General features: G+C 67.3%; 15 protein-coding genes. 7 read left to right on the forward strand and 8 right to left on the reverse strand.

Features of this window, described 5'->3' with window-relative positions:
• Nucleotides 1-107: 107 nt before the first annotated feature.
• Complete coding sequence (locus tag ACNPNP_RS00945; RefSeq protein ID WP_448964195.1) at nt 108-1,553, forward strand: tyrosine-protein kinase domain-containing protein; 1,446 nt, start codon at nt 108-110, stop codon at nt 1,551-1,553.
• A 104-nt stretch (nt 1,554-1,657) separates the two neighbouring features.
• On the opposite strand, the gene ACNPNP_RS00950 is transcribed toward ACNPNP_RS00945, so the two are convergent.
• The 4 genes from ACNPNP_RS00950 to ACNPNP_RS00965 form a co-directional block, all read right to left on the reverse strand.
• On the reverse strand, nt 1,658-2,275 hold the full coding sequence (locus tag ACNPNP_RS00950) for a hypothetical protein (protein ID WP_448964196.1): 618 nt from the start codon (nt 2,273-2,275) through the stop codon (nt 1,658-1,660).
• 149 nt (nt 2,276-2,424) lie between these two features.
• A complete protein-coding gene (locus tag ACNPNP_RS00955) occupies nt 2,425-3,273 on the reverse strand; it encodes a helix-turn-helix transcriptional regulator (protein ID WP_448964197.1) in 849 nt (282 codons plus the stop codon).
• Between the two features lie 98 nt (nt 3,274-3,371).
• A complete protein-coding gene (locus ACNPNP_RS00960) occupies nt 3,372-4,421 on the reverse strand; it encodes a heparan-alpha-glucosaminide N-acetyltransferase domain-containing protein (protein ID WP_448964198.1) in 1,050 nt (349 codons plus the stop codon).
• 45 nt (nt 4,422-4,466) lie between these two features.
• Nucleotides 4,467-6,278, reverse strand: coding sequence for a sigma-70 family RNA polymerase sigma factor (locus ACNPNP_RS00965; protein WP_448964199.1), 1,812 nt, complete (start codon nt 6,276-6,278; stop codon nt 4,467-4,469).
• A 324-nt stretch (nt 6,279-6,602) separates the two neighbouring features.
• On the opposite strand from ACNPNP_RS00965, the gene ACNPNP_RS00970 reads away from it, so the two are divergent.
• The gene (locus tag ACNPNP_RS00970; protein WP_448964200.1) at nt 6,603-7,331 is read left to right on the forward strand and encodes a hypothetical protein; all 729 of its coding nucleotides are present in this window, start codon (nt 6,603-6,605) and stop codon (nt 7,329-7,331) included.
• Nucleotides 7,332-7,425: 94 nt separating this feature from the next.
• Here the strand turns inward: ACNPNP_RS00970 and ACNPNP_RS00975 are convergent, their stop codons facing one another.
• Together ACNPNP_RS00975 and ACNPNP_RS00980 are read right to left on the reverse strand one after the other, a co-directional pair.
• Nucleotides 7,426-7,959, reverse strand: coding sequence for a helix-turn-helix domain-containing protein (locus ACNPNP_RS00975; RefSeq protein WP_448964201.1), 534 nt, complete (start codon nt 7,957-7,959; stop codon nt 7,426-7,428).
• Between the two features lie 665 nt (nt 7,960-8,624).
• On the reverse strand, nt 8,625-9,068 hold the full coding sequence (locus ACNPNP_RS00980; protein ID WP_448964202.1) for a GtrA family protein: 444 nt from the start codon (nt 9,066-9,068) through the stop codon (nt 8,625-8,627).
• Nucleotides 9,069-9,124: 56 nt separating this feature from the next.
• On the opposite strand from ACNPNP_RS00980, the gene ACNPNP_RS00985 reads away from it, so the two are divergent.
• Nucleotides 9,125-9,907, forward strand: a complete 783-nt coding sequence (locus tag ACNPNP_RS00985; RefSeq protein ID WP_448964203.1) for a glycosyltransferase family 2 protein — start codon at nt 9,125-9,127, stop codon at nt 9,905-9,907.
• A gap of 1 nt (nt 9,908) precedes the next feature.
• A complete protein-coding gene (locus tag ACNPNP_RS00990) occupies nt 9,909-11,348 on the forward strand; it encodes a hypothetical protein (protein ID WP_448964204.1) in 1,440 nt (479 codons plus the stop codon).
• 32 nt (nt 11,349-11,380) lie between these two features.
• Here ACNPNP_RS00990 and ACNPNP_RS00995 read toward each other — a convergent pair whose 3' ends face one another.
• The gene (locus ACNPNP_RS00995; protein ID WP_448964205.1) at nt 11,381-11,917 is read right to left on the reverse strand and encodes a hypothetical protein; all 537 of its coding nucleotides are present in this window, start codon (nt 11,915-11,917) and stop codon (nt 11,381-11,383) included.
• A 130-nt stretch (nt 11,918-12,047) separates the two neighbouring features.
• Here ACNPNP_RS00995 and lepB point away from each other — a divergent pair, with 130 nt between their 5' ends.
• From lepB to ACNPNP_RS01010, 3 genes are read left to right on the forward strand one after another with little or no spacing between them, the layout of a single operon-like run.
• Nucleotides 12,048-12,764, forward strand: coding sequence for a signal peptidase I (lepB, locus tag ACNPNP_RS01000; RefSeq protein ID WP_448964206.1), 717 nt, complete (start codon nt 12,048-12,050; stop codon nt 12,762-12,764).
• A 50-nt stretch (nt 12,765-12,814) separates the two neighbouring features.
• The gene (locus ACNPNP_RS01005) at nt 12,815-13,306 is read left to right on the forward strand and encodes a hypothetical protein (RefSeq protein WP_448964207.1); all 492 of its coding nucleotides are present in this window, start codon (nt 12,815-12,817) and stop codon (nt 13,304-13,306) included.
• 59 nt (nt 13,307-13,365) lie between these two features.
• Nucleotides 13,366-15,357 carry an HNH endonuclease signature motif containing protein gene (locus ACNPNP_RS01010; protein WP_448964208.1) on the forward strand — a complete coding sequence of 664 codons (1,992 nt, stop codon included), beginning with the start codon at nt 13,366-13,368 and terminating at the stop codon, nt 15,355-15,357.
• Between the two features lie 142 nt (nt 15,358-15,499).
• On the opposite strand, the gene ACNPNP_RS01015 is transcribed toward ACNPNP_RS01010, so the two are convergent.
• The gene (locus ACNPNP_RS01015) at nt 15,500-20,800 is read right to left on the reverse strand and encodes a lamin tail domain-containing protein (RefSeq protein WP_448964209.1); all 5,301 of its coding nucleotides are present in this window, start codon (nt 20,798-20,800) and stop codon (nt 15,500-15,502) included.
• Nucleotides 20,801-20,980: the final 180 nt, after the last annotated feature.

Consider the following 20,980-nt stretch of genomic DNA (forward strand, 5'->3'; position numbering starts at 1 on the left):
AGGGCAGCAATGCCCATGTGGCGATCCCAAGGGGCGCAGAGCCCTGTGGAACAATGACTGAAGCTTTCGTACGAACCTGACAACAACGATCAAGGGAACCAGACCGCGTGGAACTTCGCGACTACATACGCATCCTGCACAAGAACTGGATCATCATTCTCGTGCTGCTGCTCGTCGGCCTCGCCGGCGGCGCCGCGTATGCCTTCAGCCAGGCCGCGAAGTACGTCGCGTCCACCCAGCTCTACGTGTCCGTGCGCACCGAGGGCGCCGCCACCGGCGACCTCGTGCAGGGAACGACCTTCGCGCGTCAGATGGTCACCAGCTACGTCGACGTGATCGGCACGGCCCTCGTGCTCGAGCCGGTCATCGAAGAGCTCGATCTCGACAAGTCGCCATCCGCCCTTTCGTCGCAGATCACCGCGACCACCGCCCTCAACACGGTGCTGATCGACATCACGGTCACCGATACAGACCCCGCACTCGCGGCGAAGATCGCCGATGCGACGGCGTCGAGCTTCGCGAACGTGGTGCAGACCGATCTCGAACGCCCCGACGCCGAGGGCGGGGCCAGCCCCGTGCAGATCACCATCACCGACCCGGCCGCCGAGCCCACCAAGCCGTCGAGCCCGAACATCCCGCTGTTCATCGTGCTCGGCGGCCTGCTCGGCCTCACGGCCGGCATCGCCTTCGCCGTGCTGCGCACAGTGCTCGACACACGCATCCACACGCTGCACGACCTCGAGACCCTCACCGACAAGCCCATGCTCGGCGGGATCGCCTACGACCCTGACGCGCAGAAGCGCCCGCTGATCGTGCACGCCGACCCGCGCAGTCCGCGAGCGGAGTCGTTCCGCTCGCTGCGCACGAACCTGCAGTTCCTCGACATCGACAGCGACTCGCGCACCTTCGTCGTGTCGAGCGCCGGACCCGGCGAGGGCAAGTCGACCACGACGGCGAACCTCGCGATAGCCCTGGCAGAGACCGGTGCACGCGTTGCGCTGATCGACGGCGACCTCCGGCTCCCTCGCGTCGCCGACTACATGGGCGTGGAGGGCGGCGTCGGCCTCACCAACGTGCTCATCGGCCAGATCGAGATCTCCGAGGCCCTGCAGAAGTGGGGCACGAACGAGCTCTACGTGCTCGCCAGCGGTCCCGTGCCGCCCAACCCGAGCGAGATGCTGGGCTCGGCGGCCATGGATCGCCTGCTCAAGCCTCTCGAGGACTACTTCGACTACATCCTGATCGACGCTCCCCCGTTGCTGCTCGTCACTGACGCCGCGGTCATCGGCAAGAAAACGCGCGGCGTTATCTTGACCGCGGCGTCCGGCAAGACGAAGAAGCCCGAGCTCTCCGGCGCCATCCGCACCCTCGAGACCGCGGGCGTCGATCTTCTCGGCATCGTCGTCACGATGCTTCCGACCAAAGGACCGGACAGCTACGGCTACGGCTCGTACACGTACGGCTCGAAGACCGATCACGGTCAGGACCCGGTCCAGCTCACGCAGGCCGAGGCCAAGCCACGGGCGCGCGCGCGGGTCAAGGCCAAAGGGTAGCCGCTCCGGTCGTCCGACCCGGCAGCGTCTCGCGCCGCTGAATCACAGAAGCTCTCGACCTTGCGTCGAGAGCTTCTGTGATTCAGGTGTTGCAGCAGGACGGATCAGGCCGGGTAGCTGGCCGAAGCCGCGACGGCAACTCCGCCGTTGATGTTGGCAGCAGCCACCGACACTGTGCCCTGGATCGGATTGCGACGGTTCGGCACGCCAGGGCTGAATGTACCGGCATACCGTGCGGGCGGCATGGCGATGATCGTGTCCGCGCTCACGGTGACGGAAGCACTGGTGAACTGCACCTCCCAGGTGTCGGCCCCGTCCACGTCGACGAACGACACCGTCCAGACGGTGCCGCCACCGGTGATGACCTCACCCTGCGTGAAGGGGGAGCCGTCGGTCTTGACGATCGCGGCCGATGCCCAGGGGCCGGTGATCCGGTAAGAGGCGGTCAACGCGCCGGTCGACCACTCGCCGACCACGTCCGCGATCTGGATCCCTGACGTCGAGAACTGTCCCGACGCCGTGCCAGCGGTGCCGTCGGCGCTGATTCCGCCGCCGACGATCGCGGCGATGGAGGCCTGTGCCGCACTCGCGGCGGCCAACGGAGTGGCGACGGCTGCGGCGATCACCGGCACCGACCAGGCGGCGGCCAGGACGGTCGTACGACGGCTGATGGTCGGCCCGCCGCTCTTCGAGGCTTCCGATTCGTTGGATGACAACGTCACTATGGTTTCCCTTCCCCAGAAACTGCTACCCGACGCCATGCGCGATCGGGTGGTCGGCTTCCATACAATCGAGCCCGGACGACTCCGGGGCCTGTGACGCGGAAGGATGTCGTTCTGGGTATGGAGGATGTCGCTTCAGGTATGAGCTGTCATGCCGCGCGATCGAACTGGAGGCTGTCCTCACCGCCGGTGCGTGCGGCTCGGGTCGGGGAGGCGTACCCTTCGGCGGCCATCGCTCGCGCAAGACTCGAGCCGCTGCTGAAACCGACGAACTGAGCGATCTGGTCGATGCTCAGCACGTCGTACTGTCGACCGCGCAGATGGGTGAGCGCCTGCTCGACACGCGCGCGGCGGATCTCACGCCCGATCGTCGTGCCGCGCTCGCTGAACAGCCGTTGCAACTGCCGCAACGACAGCCGCGCCTCTTCGGCGACCGCCGACGGCGTCAAGGCCGGGTCAGTGCACCGACCGACGATCACCGCGAGCGCATGCGTCAGCGGATGCTGAGGGCGCAGAGCCGGGGCCGGACGGTTCGTGTCGATGAGCAGTCCGAGGAACATCTCCTGCAACAGGCGCTCGAAGTAATAGGTGCTGAACCCGTTGAGATCCGGCTCGCGCGCATCTCCGGCGCGCACGATGAAGTCAACGACCGGAGCCAGCAGCGGGCTTTCGGCGATCGTCCACGCAGACGCTTCCGGTAGAGGAAGGTCTTTCGCGGCGACCGAGGGAATGCCCAAAGTGGTCACTGTCGCGCCGTTCTTCGCCGCCACGCTGGTCGGTCGCTGCGTCACGAAGACCGAACCGGAATCGAGAAGCGCAGGGTCTTGTGTTGCAGCGTCCATGATGAGTTCGCCTGAACGCACAAGATGCAGATTCAGAACCGGCCCCCGTGCGGGCGGGTCTGAATGCAGCAGCACCGCAGAGTTCTGCATGACCCGCCTGTTCACGACGCGCACTGAACCGAACACTGCGGCACGCTCGAACTGCCGCGCAGGCATGATCCCCAAAATCGTCCCCAGTCATCGACGCTTCTCCGCATCCCCAGCGGATGAGTCGGCACCCCCGTGCCAACCGCAATCAATCGTTGTAAGGGATCTTAGCGGAATCGACGCCGCTTGGGTCGTCCCGTCACCCACCCCAGCAGCCATTCCACCGGGCCAGGGCCGACGAATCGCCACCACAGCCAGCCGACGATCAGCGGCAGCGCGACGACGCTGAGCCAGCCGAGCAGTTCGTTGTGCTGGGGTCGCCCGTCGAGCGCGCGCACCCACCACGCGATGATCGCGACGTGCAGCAGGTACAGGCTCAGCGCGACCTGTCCCCAGGCGCTCAGCGGGGCGAACACGGCCTCCCTGACTCGGGCAACACCCACTCGGCGCATCTCGGCGATGAGGACGACCACGACGTAGGTCGCGAAGACCAGACCGACGTCGCGCAGCGTGTCGAGGTAGTCACCCGAATTCACGTCTGCTCCGAGGAATCGTCCACCGACCATGCTGATCAGGTAGGCGATCGGCGCGATGATGGCCATGCTCCAGAGCACCCGGTCGCGTCCGATGCCGCGACGCAGCAGGACCGCGCCCAGCAGGAAGAACGGCAGCAGATTGACGAGGCGGTACGACGGCCCGAGCGCGACCCAGTTCGCGACCTCGAGCACGGGTGCGGGCTGCAGGTAGATCCAGACGGCGCTCCGAGCCCACTCGAGGATCGGCTGGCTGGCGAGCACGATCACCGCGGTGACGACGATCAGCGCGCGAGTGCCGAGAAGCAGCAGCGGAGCGCCGACGATCAGCAGCAGTCCGAGGTACTGCAGCACGACCGCGACCCAGCTCCCCCACGTCATCATCCAGACGCCCAGTGCGATCAGTGCGACGCCGCGCAGCGACTGCTGGAGGATCGTGCGCCCGATACCGCCCCTGCGGTTCCAGACGATCTGCGCGGCCATGCCCATGACCAGCGCGAACAGCGGCGAGGCGAGCGAGTTGATGTTGCCCATCACGAAGGCCAGCGGGCGCGGCACATCCGGGATCATCGGCACGGCGTGCGCGATCAGCATCGCGATAATCGCGACGCCCCGCAGGACGTCGGGAACGACGAGCCGCTTGACGCTCGATCGAAGTGGGGCGTCGCGGGTCTCAAGATGCATGTTCGCCATTATGCCGAAGGCGTGGCCCGGCCGCTGGTGACGCGATCACGGGTCAGTGAAGTCAAAACTCATGTCTTCGGGGTCTGGACCCCACGGGCCCCATATGACGTCGGGGTCGTACACGTCGACGGCGTCTTCGAACGCCGGACCCCAATAGCCGTCGGCATCGTACGCGCTGAACGAGAAGTAATACCAACCCGGCGCGTGCATCCGCAGCCGCTTCACGGTGTGGCCGGTCTCATCGAGCTGGATCATCGCGGAGTCGCCGGTCATCGAACCGACGTAGACGACGCCGTTCGCCGGTCCGGTGACCGCGACGACGATTCCCGTGGTCGATGCTTCGTCGACGTGCATGTCTTCTTCGCCAGTGGTGTTCTCGAGCCCTTCGACGGCGACGGCGAGAACGGTGAACGTGCCGGTCACCGCAGGTGACTGCGTGGTCTCGTCGAAGGCCCAGACCTTGTATTCGTATGATCCTGCGGGGCGCGTGAACCCTCGTGGATCGAAGCTCCACGACCCGTCCTCCGCCGAGGTCGCCGTGTACTGCTCGCCGTCGTACTCGACGGCGACCGTCGACCCCGGCATCGCCGTTCCGGTGATGACCGGCGCGAGGTATCCGGTGTACGCCGGAGGCGTTGCGACGCGGGGCGTGAACGGATTGCTTGTCGGATCGTCAGGACCTGGCGGAGGAACCTCCGACGGCTGCGGTGCCGCCGGCTGCACGGGCACGTCGAACGTCGGGTCGAAAACCAAATCGACCGATTCGATCGTCGGGTCGTCGTTCCACCGTCCCAGGACGGGCGGGGCGGGGACGACAATCGGATCCTCGACCGCGTCCGTCGGATCATCGACCACCGGTGCACCCTCGCGAAGCAAGTCGAAGGCGGTTTCCGAAGGTTCGATGCTGATCGAGCGCGAGGGCGACTGGGCGGCGACGACTTCGGGAGCCGGCCCAATGAGCCATGTGCTGAGAACGACTCCTCCGATCGTCAGTGCACTGAGACCGGTCGCGATGAAAGCTGCACCGATCCCGACCGTGGAACCGCTCGCGAGCGCGAACGTCGCCACGGCAGAACCTGATGGAACCAGTGCCGCCGTGGCCGGCAGAGCCGTTCCCAGCGCGCCGAACCCTGCGGCCGCCAGAGTCGTCCGTTCCAAGCGCACTGCCGCGCCGCGCATCCCCTGCAACAGATCACTGCACATCACGCACGAAGCGATGTGCGAAGCAACCTCGGCAGCGACGGCTTCATCGCCGGGGTCCGCCAGATGTGCGGGCAGCAGCCGGGCGGCGTGACCCTCATCTTCGCGCAGCGCAAGAGGTATCTGTCGTGTCAGCCAGGTCGCTTTCAACCCGGCCCTGGCTCGTCGTTGGAGCGCGGACACCGCGTTCGGCTTGATCCCCAGCTCTTTGGCGATCTGAGGTCGGCCCACCTCCGCGACCTCGGCGAGCCACAGAACGCGCTGCCATCGCTCCGGCAACTCCTGGAATGCCGACAGCAGGTCCGAAGCGGCGGATTCCGTCGCCACCACGCTGAGCGCGTCGCGATGATCGATCTGATCGACATCGACCGCATCGACGACCTGGCTGGCGTCCTTCGACCAGCGCACGGCCGTGTTCCGCATCACTGTTTTCAAATACGATCGAAACGCGAACTGCGGGCCCTTGTCGGTGGTCGTCACCTGCTGGTACACAGCCAAGAACGACTCCGACACGAGATCTTCGACGCGCGACGGATACAACCGCTCCGCATACCGCAGCGCCGCGCTCACATGCCGAGTCCACAGGGCCGCATACGCTTCACGGTCACCGCCCCGAAGCGCGCTGAGCAGCTCGGCATCACTTCGGACATCATCCACGGTTCTCTCCCAGAAACGTGTCTGCGCTCATCGAGGGCGGGCGATCCCGGTGCCCCTCAACCGGCCCTGAGCAGCAAACGTTGGCTCTAGAAAGGAGTCTGCCGTGCCTCAGGGGTGACGCGAAATCTCAAAAGTATTTTGCGCGGATTGTTCGCAACGGCGTCACCTCCCGTCGGCTTCCCACTCCTTACGAGTGTTCGTTGCGTTTCATCTATCAAACGGGAGAGAACCATGCAGGACATTCAGTTGAATTCGGGGCCCGATCACGACGCTGCCGCCAGCGGCGGCATATCGGAGGAACGAGGAATTCGCCGGAGGACGGTTGTGAAGGGGGCCGCCTGGTCTCTTCCCGTCATCGCTGCGGCGATGGCCACGCCGTTGGCTTCGGCATCCACGCTCTGCTCTGTCGGCCTGAGCACGACCACGGCCACATTCGCGCGCCTCAGTTACACCTCCGCCATCTTCACGTGGACGAACATCTTCGGAGACGGCAAAGATCTCACACTCACCCTCACCGCCGTTCACAACGGTGCGTTCAACATGGCGATCAATCCGACGAACAACCTCGTGCTGGACAACGCCATGCGCGGCGGGGAAGCAGCGCCCAGCGTGCGGTTGTCACTCGACACGGCAGATCTCCGCGATATCGGCGGAGGTGAACGTGTGACGTTCAGTTTCGCCCTCGATGGCGCTCCGCTGACCGTCGACGATCTGACCTACAAGGTCAAGGACATCGACGGCTTCCTCGCGCAGGATGGGCGGGGCGGCGCGGAGCGCATCTCGGTCTCCGCGGGCACGGGCACCTACGATGCCGCATGGGTGCACGGCCAGGGAACAGGGGTCGACCCGTGGCGGCTCACCACTACTGTGCCGAACGTCGAGGTCGCTGACAGCAGTGCCAGCGGCAACGTCAATATCGCAGCGACTGCGATCAGCGCGTTCGATCTCACCTTCGTGGCCAACAACTCAGGCCGTTCTGTCGGAGATCGCCCGAACCAGAACATCTGGGTCGGACCGTTCGCATTCACCGCGGTGAATCCGACCTGCATCTGATGACGGCGATGGCCTGGTCCGGTGGGGACCGGAACCAGGCCGTCGCGAATCTTCTTCAGGGCGGATTGCTCGCGGGCGAGAGCCGTCTTGAGGCTCATGCAGCCCGTTCCGGTGCAACCGCATCCGCAGCGTCCACGTTCCCGAGAGATCTTGCGGCACGCATGGGTGAGACATGCCCTTCGGCGGCCATCGCTCGCGCAAGGCTCGAGCCGCCACTGAAGCCCACTGACTCGGCCACCTCATCGATGCTCAGCGCATCGCGCCCCTGGTCACGCAGAACAGCCAGCGCCTGTTCGACGCGCGTGCGACGGATCTCACGCCCGATCGTCGTGCCGCGTTCGCGAAAATGCCGCTGCAGCTGCCGCAACGACAACCGCACCTCGTGGGCGACTGCGGCAGGAGCCAGGGCGGGATCCCGAAAACCTAACGCGATCACCGCGAGCGCCTCGGTGAAGGGCTGCCGCTGGCTTGCGGCCCACACCGGGCGGCTGGTCTCGATCAGCAGTCCGAGGAACATCTCCTGCAGCAGATGCTCGAAGCGGTACGCGCTGAATCCGTAGAGGTCGACGGCATCTCCCGCACGCACGACGAACTCGGAGACCGGCGCCAACAGTGGGCTTTCGGGCATTCGCCACACAGTTCTTCTCGGCAAGGGCAGGCCTCTCGCTGCCGCAGCGGGAATCGTCAACGTTGTCACCGCCGTTGCGCTCTGCGTCAGCGCATTCACGGGTCCCTGCGTGGCGAACACCGAACCGTCGGCAAAGCGTGAAGATCCGGTCGTCGCGCCGTTCAGGATCAATTCGCCGAAACGCACGAGATGCAGACCCAGCACCGGCGCACGCGTGAGTGCTTCGGAATGCAGCTTCACCGCGGACTTCTGCGCGAAACTCCTGTTCAGCACGCGTACCGATCCGAAAACTGCAGCACGCTGGGCTTGGCGCGCGGGCGTGATCCCCAAAATCGTCCCCTTCAATGACCGAGACCCCATCCAGCGGATCAATCGGCAGTCCGTACCGACTTCGATTGCTCAGGAACACCTGTCGAGACGTATGGGTGCCCCCGCATCCCCAGGGACGACTCGACGTGGCCTGAACAGCCTTCAGGAGTAATGAGTCAAGATGCGGTCAGAAGTGTCGTGAGCGCGAGAAAGAGTCGGAGGCGCGTCAGCAGCAGCTCACGGCATCACTATTGCTTGGAAGGACAATCGCCGTCGTCGGCGTCGTCGGAGCCGCCGATTGACGCGCCACTACAGCGCTGAGAATCGTCTGGTGACGCGGTTGAAACGAACCGACTTCAGTTCGTGGGCGCAGCCCGGAAGACCACCTTGTGGTACAGCACGAACCGCAGGAGCACCACGATCACGATGCTCACGAGGTTCACGACGTTCAGCGCCAGCGCGCCGGGTGCGTGCCCGCGCAGGCCGGTGAAGGCCTCGACGCCGAGCCAGACCAGCGCGGCGCCCAGCAGCGTGCAGGCGAGGTTCACGCCGAGGAAGAGCACGAGCTCAGAGACGCGACCGCGGCGATCGCGGTGCCGGAACGTCCACTCCCGGTTGCCGATGTAGGCATTGACCAGGGCGACGAGCGACGCCACCACTTTGGAGAGCACAGGGTCCCAGCCCCAGACGAACACGAGCAGGTTGAACACCGCGATCTCGATGACCGTGCTGAGCGCACCGACCACGAGAAATCGACTTCCCACGCCCACGAGGCGGCGCAGACGGGCTGGGATCTTCACTCCACTAGGCTACTTCGTGCGCGCACTCTCGCCGCACACGCCCGCCGAGGAACCCTTTGACCTTCACCCATCTCGCCATCGTCATGCCGGCCTACAACGAGGCCGAGGGCATCCGCGGCTTCATCGACGAGATCCGCGAGCACGTCTCGCCGCTCGCCGACCGCGTCTCGTTCGTCATCGCCGACGACCGCTCGACAGACGACACCGCCCACGTCTTCGACGAGGTGGCAGACGTCGACCTGCAGACGCAGCCGGCCAACCGCGGCCACGGTCCGACAGCTCTGGCCGCGTATCGCGCCGGGCTCGCGATCGACCCCGATCTGCTCGTGCACGTCGACGGCGACGGCCAGTTCCTCGGAGTCGACTTCGTGCGCCTGATCACGGCCGCCGAGACGACCCGCGCCGACGTCGTGCACGGTGTGCGCGACGGGCGCACCGACCCCTGGTACCGCAAGGTGCTCACCTCGGCCGTGGGGCTGCTCATCGCCGCAGCATCCGGTCGTCGCATCCCCGACGTCAACACTCCCCTGCGCGCGTATCGCCCGGCGGCTCTGCAGACGCTGGTGGATGCCGTGCCCGCCGATGTCACCGTGCCGCACGTGCACTTCTCGCTCGCCGAGGCGCGCGGCGGCTTCATCGTGCGCTACGTGCGCGTGGCCAGCATCCCCCGCCGCGGCGAATCGGCCAGCGGAACCATGTGGGGCCGTGCCGCGGGCGTTCGGCTGCCACCCAAGCGGCTGCGCCAGTTCGCGGTCGCCGCTCTTCAGGAGGCGTGGGCGCTGTCGCTTCGTCCATCGGCTCCGCTGCGCAGCATCCGACGACCCCTCTCTGACGATTGACATGACCAGAGCTCGCTCCGTCATCTTCTGGGTGCTGGCCGCAGCCCTGCTGGTCGGCCATGTGCTCGTCGCCTGGCAGAGCCTGACCGTCTGGCGGTTCTGGGAGGACGAGGCGCTCAACCTCACCGTGCCGCGCAACCTGCTCGCCGGTCTCGGATACGCGAGCGACGGCGCTCTCTCGGGGTCGACGATCACCCTGTTCGATGCGCGGATCTCGACCGGCCCCGTCGTGCTGCTGCCCGTCGCGGCGCTGCTCGCCACCGGCATCGCCCCTGTTCTGGCGGCACGGCTGATCCCGCTCGCATACTGGGTGCTGCTGCTCGCAGGGCTCTGGGCGCTCGGACGCCGCATCGGCGGACGCTGGGCTGCACTTCTCGCGGTCGCCGTGCCGCTCGCGTTCACGACGTCTGCGGGGGTGTCTCCTGTTCAGGGGCCCGCCGATCTGCTCGGCGAGATCCCCGCTGCGGCGCTGCTCGTCTGGGCGCTCGTCGTGCTTCCACGACGCGCGTGGCTCGCGGGGCTGCTGGTCGGGCTCGCCGTGCAGGCGAAGCTCATCGCGCTGCTCGCGCTGCCCGCTTTCGCGGTGGCGCTGCTGCTGCTCGCGCCCGGAACGGGATGGTCGCGTGTGTGGGCATGGGTGCGCAGTTCGATCGTGCCGTTGCTGTTCGTCGCCCTGCCGACGTTCCTGTTCGAGGTCGCCGCTCTGGTGACGTTCGGCTTCGACGGATTCATCGATCATCTGCGGGCGCTCGTCGCGTTCGTGCGCAGCGGCGGACAGCCCGGCGAGCCCACGACAGTGGTGCAGAAGCTGACGACGCTCGCGGAGTCGTGGTCGGTGCCGGTGTGGGTCGCCGTGGTGGTCGCGGTGGTCTCGGTGCTGCTGATCGTCGGCGGGTTGTGGGTCTCGCGCCGCTCGTCTTCGCACGTCGTCGTCTACGTCGCGGCGGCCGCCGTCGGCGCGCTCGCGTTCGTCGGCTGGTGGGCGACCGCGTCGCATCTGCCGCTGTGGGTGCGGCATCCGGCTGTCGGGGTGTTCGCGTTCTTCCCGATCCTTGCGGCGTGCGCCGTGTGGGGCGCCCAGCGGATGCTGCAGACCCGGCGCCTTCGTGTCGTCTCGGCGGTGGCGGCGGGGGTCGTCTTCCTGGGCGTCGGCGGAGGTGCCGCCGTGCACGGGGTCGCTGCGACACAGCCCCCGTGGCTCACGCTCGAGAATCAGCGCGTGGCCGTCGCGCCGCTGAAGGAATGGGTCGAGAAGAACGACGTCGAATGGCTCGCGGCTCAGCCATGGGGCGCGGCGGTGGCTCCGATCGTGCTCACCGGCGCGCACGTGGGACTGTTCGATGCCCCCGCCATGGCCGATGCGCCGCGGCTGACGGGAATGGAATGCACGACCGAGGTGCTCGTCGACAGCGGGTGGTACCGCATCTGCGCGGCGCCGTAGGTTGATTCGCCCGCCGGGTCTGTCGAACGTGCTCAGCCGCCGGTGAAGGCGTTCGCTATGACCGTGTGCCCTGCCGCATCGCACGCATCCATGAGCGCACCTGCTGCGGTGTACCACTCCTCTGCCGAGCCCATAGCGGTGGAGTCCAGGTCTGGAACTGCGGGATACTCCTGCTTGAGCGTCGCGAGCGCCTCGGCCACCGGGCCCTCGTCAGCCGACGGGACGTTGCCGAGAACACGGGACGCGAGACTGAACCACGCGCCCTTCTCCTTCTCGGTCATGCGTTCCTGGTGGAGGGCGGTCTCCGCGTTGAGCAGGATGGTCTGGACGTCGGCGAACCCTTCGCAGGTCGCCGCATCGGCAGCCGAGGTCGTCTCGGCAGGTGTCTGCGTCGGTGTCTGCGTCGGGGTCGCCACCGGCGTCTCCACCACCTCTACGGCGTCCACGTTCGATGCGCTCTCTTCGGGACCGGCGACCGCCGTGCAGCCGGTGGCGCTCACGAGAAGCAAGGCAGCGCCGACCACGATCGCCGAGTATCGAGCGGTGGATCGGGTTCGAAACGGCGTCATATGCGGAGCCTAGCGTGGGCGTTCGGCCGTTCCAGGGACATCGAGTCGCAGCATCCGCTCGCTGAGCTTGTCGAGGCGTGCACCGGCGCAGCATCCGCTCGCTGAGATGCGTCACCGGTAACGTGGGGGTGTGACGACCGATGCTCCCGCCGCTCCCGCATCCCGGCCGCTCTGGCGACGCATCACCGGCAGTGCCTGGTTTCACCTGATCGCCGCGTTCGCGGTCGCCGGTCTGCTGCTGACGTTCGTCGCCAAGCCGTACCTGGTGCCGTCCGCGTCGATGGAGTCGACCTTGCAGCCCGGCGATCGGCTGCTCGTCAACCGGTTGGCCTACGTCGGATCAGAACCGGCGACCGGCGACGTCATCGTGTTCGATGCCGACGAGACCTGGGGCGCGCATGCGGCTGCCTCGGAGCCCTGGTGGAAGGCCGCGGCCCGATGGGTCGGCGAGGTCACCGGATTCGGGCCGTCCGGCCCCCACACCCTCGTGAAGCGGGTGATCGCGGGGCCGGGGCAGGTCGTGGAGTGCTGCACAGCATCCGGAGCCATCACCGTCGACGGCGTCGAGCTCGACGAGACGTATCTGGGATCGGACTTCCCGTTCGAAGCGGGCACGCTCGATTGCACGACCGAGCCCGCGTCGATGCGGTGCTTCGACCCCGTGACGGTACCCGAGGGGTCGTACCTCGTGCTCGGAGACAATCGGGCGAACTCATCGGACTCGGCGGCTCACTGCCGCGGCGTGCCGGATGCGGATGCTTCGTGCTGGCGGTGGGCGACGCGCGAGGATGTCGTCGGCAAGGTCGGTCTGATCCTGTGGCCGATCGGGCGCTGGGGCGCGCTGTAGTCAGGCCGGACGGCGACGCGTCAACATGCCTCCGGGCGTATTGTGAGCGCATGACCGAGGCGCTGGCGAGTTGGAGCGAGTTCAATGTAGCGATGGCGGGCGCGACTGCTGCCCTCGCTGGACTCGTCATCGTGGCCGCAAGCGTGAACATCGACAAGATCATCAGCGCCGGCACGCTCACAGCCCGACTGGGCGCGGCGATCGCTTCGCTCGTGCTGGCGCTCGTAGCATCCGCCGTCGGGCTCATTCCAGGACTCGACCCGACCTGGTACGGAATCGTCGTCCTTCTCAGTGCGCTTACTGCCGGGGTGTTCCAATTCCACGCGACGCGGGTGATCGTTACCGACCCGACTCCCGAGCAGCGCGGTCGATTTGCGAAAGCCATTCTCGGATTCCTGCCGGTCGCGGTGTATGTGGCCAGCGGAGTCATGCTGGTGCTGGGGAGCACGAGCGGACTCGTCCTCGCTGCCACCGGATGCCTGCTCGCGATCGTCGCCGCGATCGTGGTGTCGTGGGTCGTACTCGTCGAAGTGCTGCGGTGAGTTCTCCACAGATCTACGAACCTTTGTTCGAAAGTCCTCGGCCTCTGACACTATGAAGTATGGCCATTTTCAGCGAACTGCGCGACACCCTCGAGGGGTTGGAGTCGCGCATGGGCGACGTCGATATCGACGTCCTGCTGGCGGCCATGCGCAGGCTCGACGATGATGCGGTCATCGGCGCGTTGGCCGGTGCGGCAGCGGTAGCGCACTGCGCCGAACGGATGCTGACGGTCGGCGCGGGAGTGGTGGCCGAGCGCTCGCGGCGCGAGGCCGGGCATTCAGGGCTGGCGGCGGCGCGAGGACACCGCAACGCGATGTCGTTGGTGCAATCGATCGTCGGCGGCACGCGCGCGGATGCGGCGCGCGCCGTGCGGTTGGGCGAGTCGTTGATCGAGGGGGCGGATGCTGCGGGGGCGGGCCGTGCGGTTGGAGGTGCGTCCGGCGGAGAGGGCGCGGGGTCCGGCTGGGGTTGGGGTGACGATTCCGCTGGTGCTGGCGCTGGTGCTGGTGCTGGCGGCTCGGGGGCTTGGGAGGGCGCGGCCGGAGCAGGAGACGGAGACGGCGCCACCGATGAAGGTGCGGCGGCAGGTGACGCCGATGGTGCGGGTACCGGTGCGGCCGGGTCTGGCGGCTGGGGTGCCGAGCCGAGCGGCAACGGCAGCTCGCACGATCACGAGGCGCGGATGCCGTGGCACGAGCCATTGCGGCAGGCTTTGTTCACCGGCAAGATCACGACCGCCCAACACGATGCGATCTTCCGTGGAATGGGCCAGCCTCCTGCTCGCGACGGCGCCGAGAGTCCGACGGAAGCGATGATCGAGGTGTGGTCGATCGCCGCGGCGCAGCTCGTGGTCGAGTCCGCAGATATGTCGGTCGAAGACCTCGCGCGTCGTGCGCGGCAGGTGCGCGACACTCTGGATCCGCAGGGCGTGCAGGAACGGTTCGAGCGATCGTACGCGGCCCGGTCGTGGCGGTCATGGCGCAATGCCGACGGAGTGCATCACACGCACATCATCTCCGACGACGAGACAGCCGCGTGGCTGGACTCGATCCAGGATGCTGCGCTGCGCCCCCGCCGCGGCGGACCGAGGTTCATGACCGATGAGGAACGCGCAGCGGCGAGCGCTCTCATCGATGACCCGCGCACGAACGACCAGATCACCTACGACCTGTTCACCGACATCCTGCGCGCAGGTGCACTCGCGAATGCCGCTGATGTGTTCGGCGCCCGCCAGCCGGGGATAAGAATCGTCACGGTCGACGGTGCCGCCGGCGTGCGCGATGCATTCGGACGGATGCTCGCCACCGGACATCTCGAAGATCGCGGTGACGCACTACCCGGAACCGTGGTCGATCGGAACCTGTGCACCGTCGGCGGCCGGAGCGTCATCGTCGACAGCTGCGGCAACCCTCTCGACGTCGGCCGCGAACAGCGCCTGTTCACCGCGAGACAGCGCGTCGCGCTGGCCGTTCGCGACGGCGGATGCATGTTCCCGGAATGCCGCGTCCCGGCGTCGTACTGCGAAGCGCATCACTGCGACCATTGGCTTGAGGATCTCGGTCTCACCGACGTCGACCGCGGCATTCTGCTCTGCAGACATCACCACATGCTGCTGCACAACAACGGCTGGAAGATCACGCGCGAAGGACTTGGCGCGTTCATGCTCCATCCGCCGGGCAGTCGCGGCGGGAAAGGGTCTGGGCGCGGGTCTGGGTCCGGGTCTGGGCCTGGTGGCGGAGGCGGCAGCGGTGGAATCGGCGAGACGGGCGGTGATCAAGCCGGCAGCGGGATCGACCGAGGCGGCGGTGCTGGCGTGTCCGGCGACACGGGCGGCGAGACATACCGCGCCGGAGGAGGAGGCGGCAGCAGCGGCGAGACATACCGCGATCAACACGGCGGCGGGATCGGCGCCAGCCGGGAGCCCATCCCACTCACCAGCCGATCCGCGATCCGTTGGGCATGGGATCCGCCACCCGAATGGCCGCATTGGAGAAGTGCGCCCGCCAGCGGCACTGACGGCGCTGACTCCCGACTCGCTCACTCGGCGTAACGGGCGGATACCTCCGCAGTCCACGAACCCACGCGCGCGCCGACGCCGTCCGCGAACTCAGGCGCGCGCCGCTGACACGAACGGCGACACCCGCCGGGTCGTCAGAGCCCGACGGGTGTCGCGGTGAGAAACTGACGCGGAGTCAGCGCATGGTGCTCGTGATGCGGCGGCGGATGAGAAGTCCGCCACCGAGCAGCAGCGCGAGCCCGCCCGCGATCGCCCAGCCGATCAGGCCCGAGACCTCGCCACCGGTCGCCGCGAGGGCGTCGTCACCGGCATCCGCACCAGATCCACCCGCCTCGCCGGCCGCTCCGCCACCGGAGCCGTTGGAACCGTTTCCGCCGGAGCCGCCGGAGCCGCCGGATCCGCCGCCGCCGTTCCCGTTGCCGTTGCCGGGGTTTCCGTTGCCGGGGTTTCCGTTGCCATTGCCGGGGTCGCCGTTACCGGGGTTGCCGTTACCCGGGTTGCCGTTGCCCCCGTCGCCGCCACCGCCGGTGCCCGGGTCGGGATCCGGAGCCGCCAACACCGTGAACAACTGCACCGGCGAGAAGTCGACAGCGCCATACGGATCGCTCGTGCGCACGTACCATCCGCGCTCCCCCACCTCGGCAAGAGGCCACGTCGCCGAGAGGATCGAGCCGGAAGCCACACCCTCGAACGACGCGATCTCGCTCGCGGTGAGGATCTCGGCCGAGAACGCGTCGGTCCCCAGCATCCGCTCGCCCGCCTCGATGCCGAGCTGATCGAACGTGAGCTCGAACTCCTGCGGAGCGTTCACGAGCGTCGGATCGTCAGAGTCGTACTTGCCGAGCGCTCCCCCGTTGGCCGGATCCTCCAGCGACGGCGAGAACGTCCGCACGATCATGCGCTCGCCGACCGTGTCGAAGTGCAGCAGTCGCAGGAAGCCCTGACCGCCCTCTGGCAGACCCTGGTAGTCGAACAGCATCGAGTACACGTTGCGCTCCGCGACACCGTCGCCGTCATCGTCGAACTGATCGGTCCGGGTCAGAGCGCTGTGATAGTGCCCGGAGAACACCATCTTGACGTTCGGGTTCACCGCCACGACCTCGTCGAGGATGCGCTGCGGCATCTCTCCGAGCCCGCCCGTCGTGAGGATGAACTCATGCTGCGCGATGATCGCCACACGGTCGGGGTACTGCGCGAGCACCTCGTTCATCCAGGCGATGTCGGCGTCGCCGGGACCCCATCCGGTGTACACCATGATGAAGTCGATGCCGCCGGCGGAGAGCAGGTCGTAGTGACCGCGGTTGTTCTCGAAACTGCCGCCGTACCAGGGGTTGCCCGCATACCGGTCAGCGCCGAAGTACGTGCCGTAGTTGGTGTAATCGATCAGCTGGTGACCGACGTCGTGGTTTCCGGCGAGCACGCCGTACGGCAGCCCCGCCTCATCCAGACGCTGATACTCGGGGTCGGCGTTCTCCCACTGGCACATCTGGTCGTAGTCGTCGACGATGTCGCCGGTGTGGAACAGGTACTGCAGGTTCATCGCCTCGCGCTGCTCGAGCAGATACGAGTGGATGGCCTGCTGGTGGCGGTAGCGGTCCTCTTCAGGAATCGCGTTCTCGTTGTAGTACTGCGTGTCCGACTCCCAGCCGAACGTGAAGTCGTACTCCGAACGCGGAGTGTCGAGCGGATGCCGCATGGCGACATCGGACTCACGCGTGCTGAGATCGTCGCCCGCGAAGCCCTCCGAATGCTGCACGAGCACCCGCACGACCCCGTCGCGCGCATGCGCGGTGACATCGACGGCGGCATCGAGCGTGAACGAGCCCTCATCGGCCGTGACCTGCCTGGTCTGCTCCGTCCACGACGTGCCATCGGCCGTCAGCGCGTACAGGATCACTGTGGCACCGGCATCCGCATGCCCGGTCCACGAGACCCGCACGAGCGAGCCGTCGCCGGCGTCACCGGTCTCGACGTCGAACAGCTGGTACGGGAACTCCGCGCTCGAGGACACGTCGTTGGCGAGACCGTCGGCGGTGGACAGCATCCGGATGTCGTCGTCGCTCAGCGTCTCCGGCTGCTCGCGCTCGAGGCTCTGCGCATCGTTGACCGTGCCGGACTGCAACGCGATGTCGCCGTCGGACAGGTCGACCCTGCGGCCCTCGAGGAACGACACATCCAGCACGTCTCCGGTCGGATCCTCGACTTTCGCCTGCAGCGTGACATCGCCCGCCGTCACCTCGGCCCCCTCGACCGGCGCGATCGCACCGGCGCTGGGCTGCTCGTCATAGGTGATGAAGGTCGCCGAGTATTCCGAGGCGTTGCCGAGAGCATCCGTCGCCGTGATCTCGACGACATGGTCGCCGGCGGTGAGCTCGACCGACGATGTCGTGTGCGGCAGCGCGATCTCGACGCCGTCGAGCGTCGCGACCGTGGTGACCTCACCGATTCCGGCGTCCACGACGTCGGCGTCGATCGCGATCTCGCCCTGGTAGGCCGAGCCGTCGACGATCTCGGTCGTCACCTCGGGTCCGGTGTTGTCCACGCTGACCGCGCGGGAGACGGTGGTCTCGGCATCCGTCGCGGTGACGACCGCGGCACCGTCCTCGCGGGCGGTGGTGTCCCACTCGGCGGTCACCGCGGAGAAGGCATCGTCCGGCAGGGTGAACCGCGCGTCGAAGAAGTCGAACTTCCCTGCGCTGTCGCCCATCTGCAGCACGGCCGCGGGGTCGTCGTATCCCTGCGGAGTGAGAGTGCGCCCATCGGGAAGGATGAGCCGCAGCCCACGGATCGTGAAGTCGTCGTTGTTCTCGCCCTCGTCGATCTCCGGAGCCTTCTTCGTGCCAGCCCAGACGCTCACGACGAGCTCGTCGCCCTCGCGCACATACGACAGCGGCACCGGAGTCGTGATCGTCTCCCAGTTCGCGTACGTGCCCTCGTCGAAGATGCTCAGCACGTCGTCGCCGATGCGCACGCCGTTCTTGAAGTAGTAGTCGGTGTTCGACGCCTCGAAGGCGAACACCGGCTCGGCCTCGAGGCTCGTCACGGTCTCGAGCGGCTCACCGTCGACATCGAGTTCGATCTCGGCCGGATGCTCATCGCCCGCGCCGACGACGGTCGTGATTCCGCCGACGAAGGCGCCCTCCTCGAGATTCAGTCGCAGCGGGTCGGTGTTGGCACCCGCGACCGCGACCCGCACCGTGTCGGTGCCCGTGACGTTCGTGCCGTCGGACGCCGTCACCGCGTACTCGAACCACGACTTGCCCAACAGGTCGACCGCGTTGATCGTGTGGACGTAGCTCCCGTCGCCCGCGTCGCTGAGGTTGATCGGTGTGAAGGCGCCGTCGACGTCGTTCGCGAGCGACAGCGTGACCGTGCGCGGAAGCACGTCATCCGTGACGCGGAAGTTCAGCGCGAAGGCGGATGCCGGATCGATCTCCGTGGCCGTCAGGTTCTCGATCGCGGGTGCGACGGTGTCCGGCGCCGGGATCATGAGGCCGGCGGGCACCTGGTCGGACTGCACCGCGCCAGGCGTGGCGGGGGCGATCCCCAGCATCCGCTGCAGGGTGAGGTCGTCTTCACGGATCGCGTAGCGGATGCCCTGGTCGGCGACCGTGTCGTCGGTGTCACCCATGAAGTAGTAGCCGCGGTTGACGGTGTGGCCGGTGTTCGTGATGATCTCGATGCCGCGCGGCGACGAGTTCGCCATGCCGCCGGCGAAGATCTCGACCAGGTCCTCACCGAGCGTCAGCGACGTGCCGAACATGCCGTTGAACTCCGCCGCGCCCAGGTCGTTGTTGGGCCCGTTCTTGATCCACAGCACGAGCGAATCGCCACCGGGGATCACGACGTCGGCTGGGGTCGCCGGCCAGCGTGCAGTCTGCGTGTTCGTGTACTCGTCGACCGGGTACAGGTAGTTGATCGTGTAGTCGCCGAAGTCGATCGGCTCGCTCGTGGCGTTGTACACCTCGATGAACTCGTAGCCGTCGGATGCGCCCACGTTCGTGGAGTCGGGCATCACCTCGGTGACCTGCAGCGGTGCGGTCACGACGGACGGGTCGGGCTGCGGGTCGAAGCCGGGCTCCGGCTCCGGCGCGGGCGCCGTGAGCGCCTCGTCCGTGATCGTGCCAGGTGTCGGAGTGCCGGACTCGGCGAGCAGCAGCATGCTCTGCGCGGCGATGTCGCCCGGGATGCGGAAGTGCGCGGTCAGGTCGACGCCGACGGACCCGGACGGGTAGAACGACCAGTTCGCGATGCCGTCGCCGGTGGGCACGACGCGGATGCCGCGGCCGCCGCCGTTCGCCATGCCGGCCTGTCCTTCGACCCTGACGACACGCGTCTCGGCGGAGGCGCCCCAGTGCGCACGGAACTCGTCCACCGTGCGCGCGAACGAGTCGACGGTGGTCGTCGTGTAGCTGAGCCACATCGCGACGGTCTCACCGGGTTCGACGACCGTGGGCTCGGTCACGGTGAGCGGAACGTCACGGGTGCGGTCGGCGGAGTCGACGTAGCTGTAGGCGAAGGAGTAGCCCTGCAGGTCGATCGCCTCGACCGTGGTGTTGTGGATCTCGAAGAACTCGAAGTCGTCGACACCGGAGTTGTCTGGCGCGATCTCGGTGACCATGATCGGCCAGTTCGAGGCCGGGCCCTGCACCGGAGGCTCGGGTGCGGTGGTCGGACGCTCGAGCGCGATCGGAAGCACGGTGCCCGGTGTGCGCTCGGACTGCAGGCCGAGAACGGTCAGGCTCTCGGGAGCCGTGGGGTCGCTTGATTCGGACGGCAGCCGGAAGTGCACGGCGAGGTCCTCGCCCATCGAGGCGGAGGGGTAGTGCGACCACGCGCGCAGCTCGTCTGCCTGGAGCACGCGGATGCCGCGGTCTCCCCCGTTCGCCATGCCGTTCTGCCCCGTGACGCGCACGACCTGCGTCGCGGCATCCACGCCGTGGTACGCGCGGAACTGGTCGACGGTGCGCGCGAACGAGTCGACGTTGCCGGTGGCGTAGCTCAGCCACAGCACTGCGGTCTCGCCACCGGCGAGGACGAGCGACTCGTCGACGGTGAGTGCCACATCGCGCGAACGGTCATCGGTGTCGACGTAGGAATACGCGAACGAGAAGCCCTGCGCTGCGAGGTCGATCGCCTCGGCCGTCGTGTTGTGGATCTCGATGTACTCGAAGTGGTCGTCGCCCGCCGTGTTCGCGAGGATCTCGGTGACGATGATCGCCGGAGTCGCGGGTGCGGGGGTCGCGGGGGCTGCGGCCAGGGCCGCGGTCGCGGGTGCAGGGGCCGCGGTCGCGAGGGTCGGGGCCGCGGAGCCCGGGGTTGCGGGATTCGCACCGGCGGACGGGGCCACGGCCGCAGCTGCGCCGACGGGCACGGTCGGAACGCTGGCTGCCGCGGCAGACGCGGCCGGAAGCAGCGATGCCAGCAGCACCGTGGTTCCGAGGACGGACGGAAGGACAAGGGAAGAACGGCGCACAGGCACGGGGGATGATCCAATGACTTCGGGGAGGGCAGGACCTCTCGAAGTTATTGACGTCGCCGCAACATCCAGTGTCGCGTTACCCCGTTCCACGTGGCCGCGGGGTTGCCGCCCGGTGAACGCCCCGCACCCTTCCTACCGTCCGACGGAGGGAGCCCGGAAGAGTTTCGCGGCTTT

Source organism: Microbacterium xerophyticum (assembly GCF_053543555.1).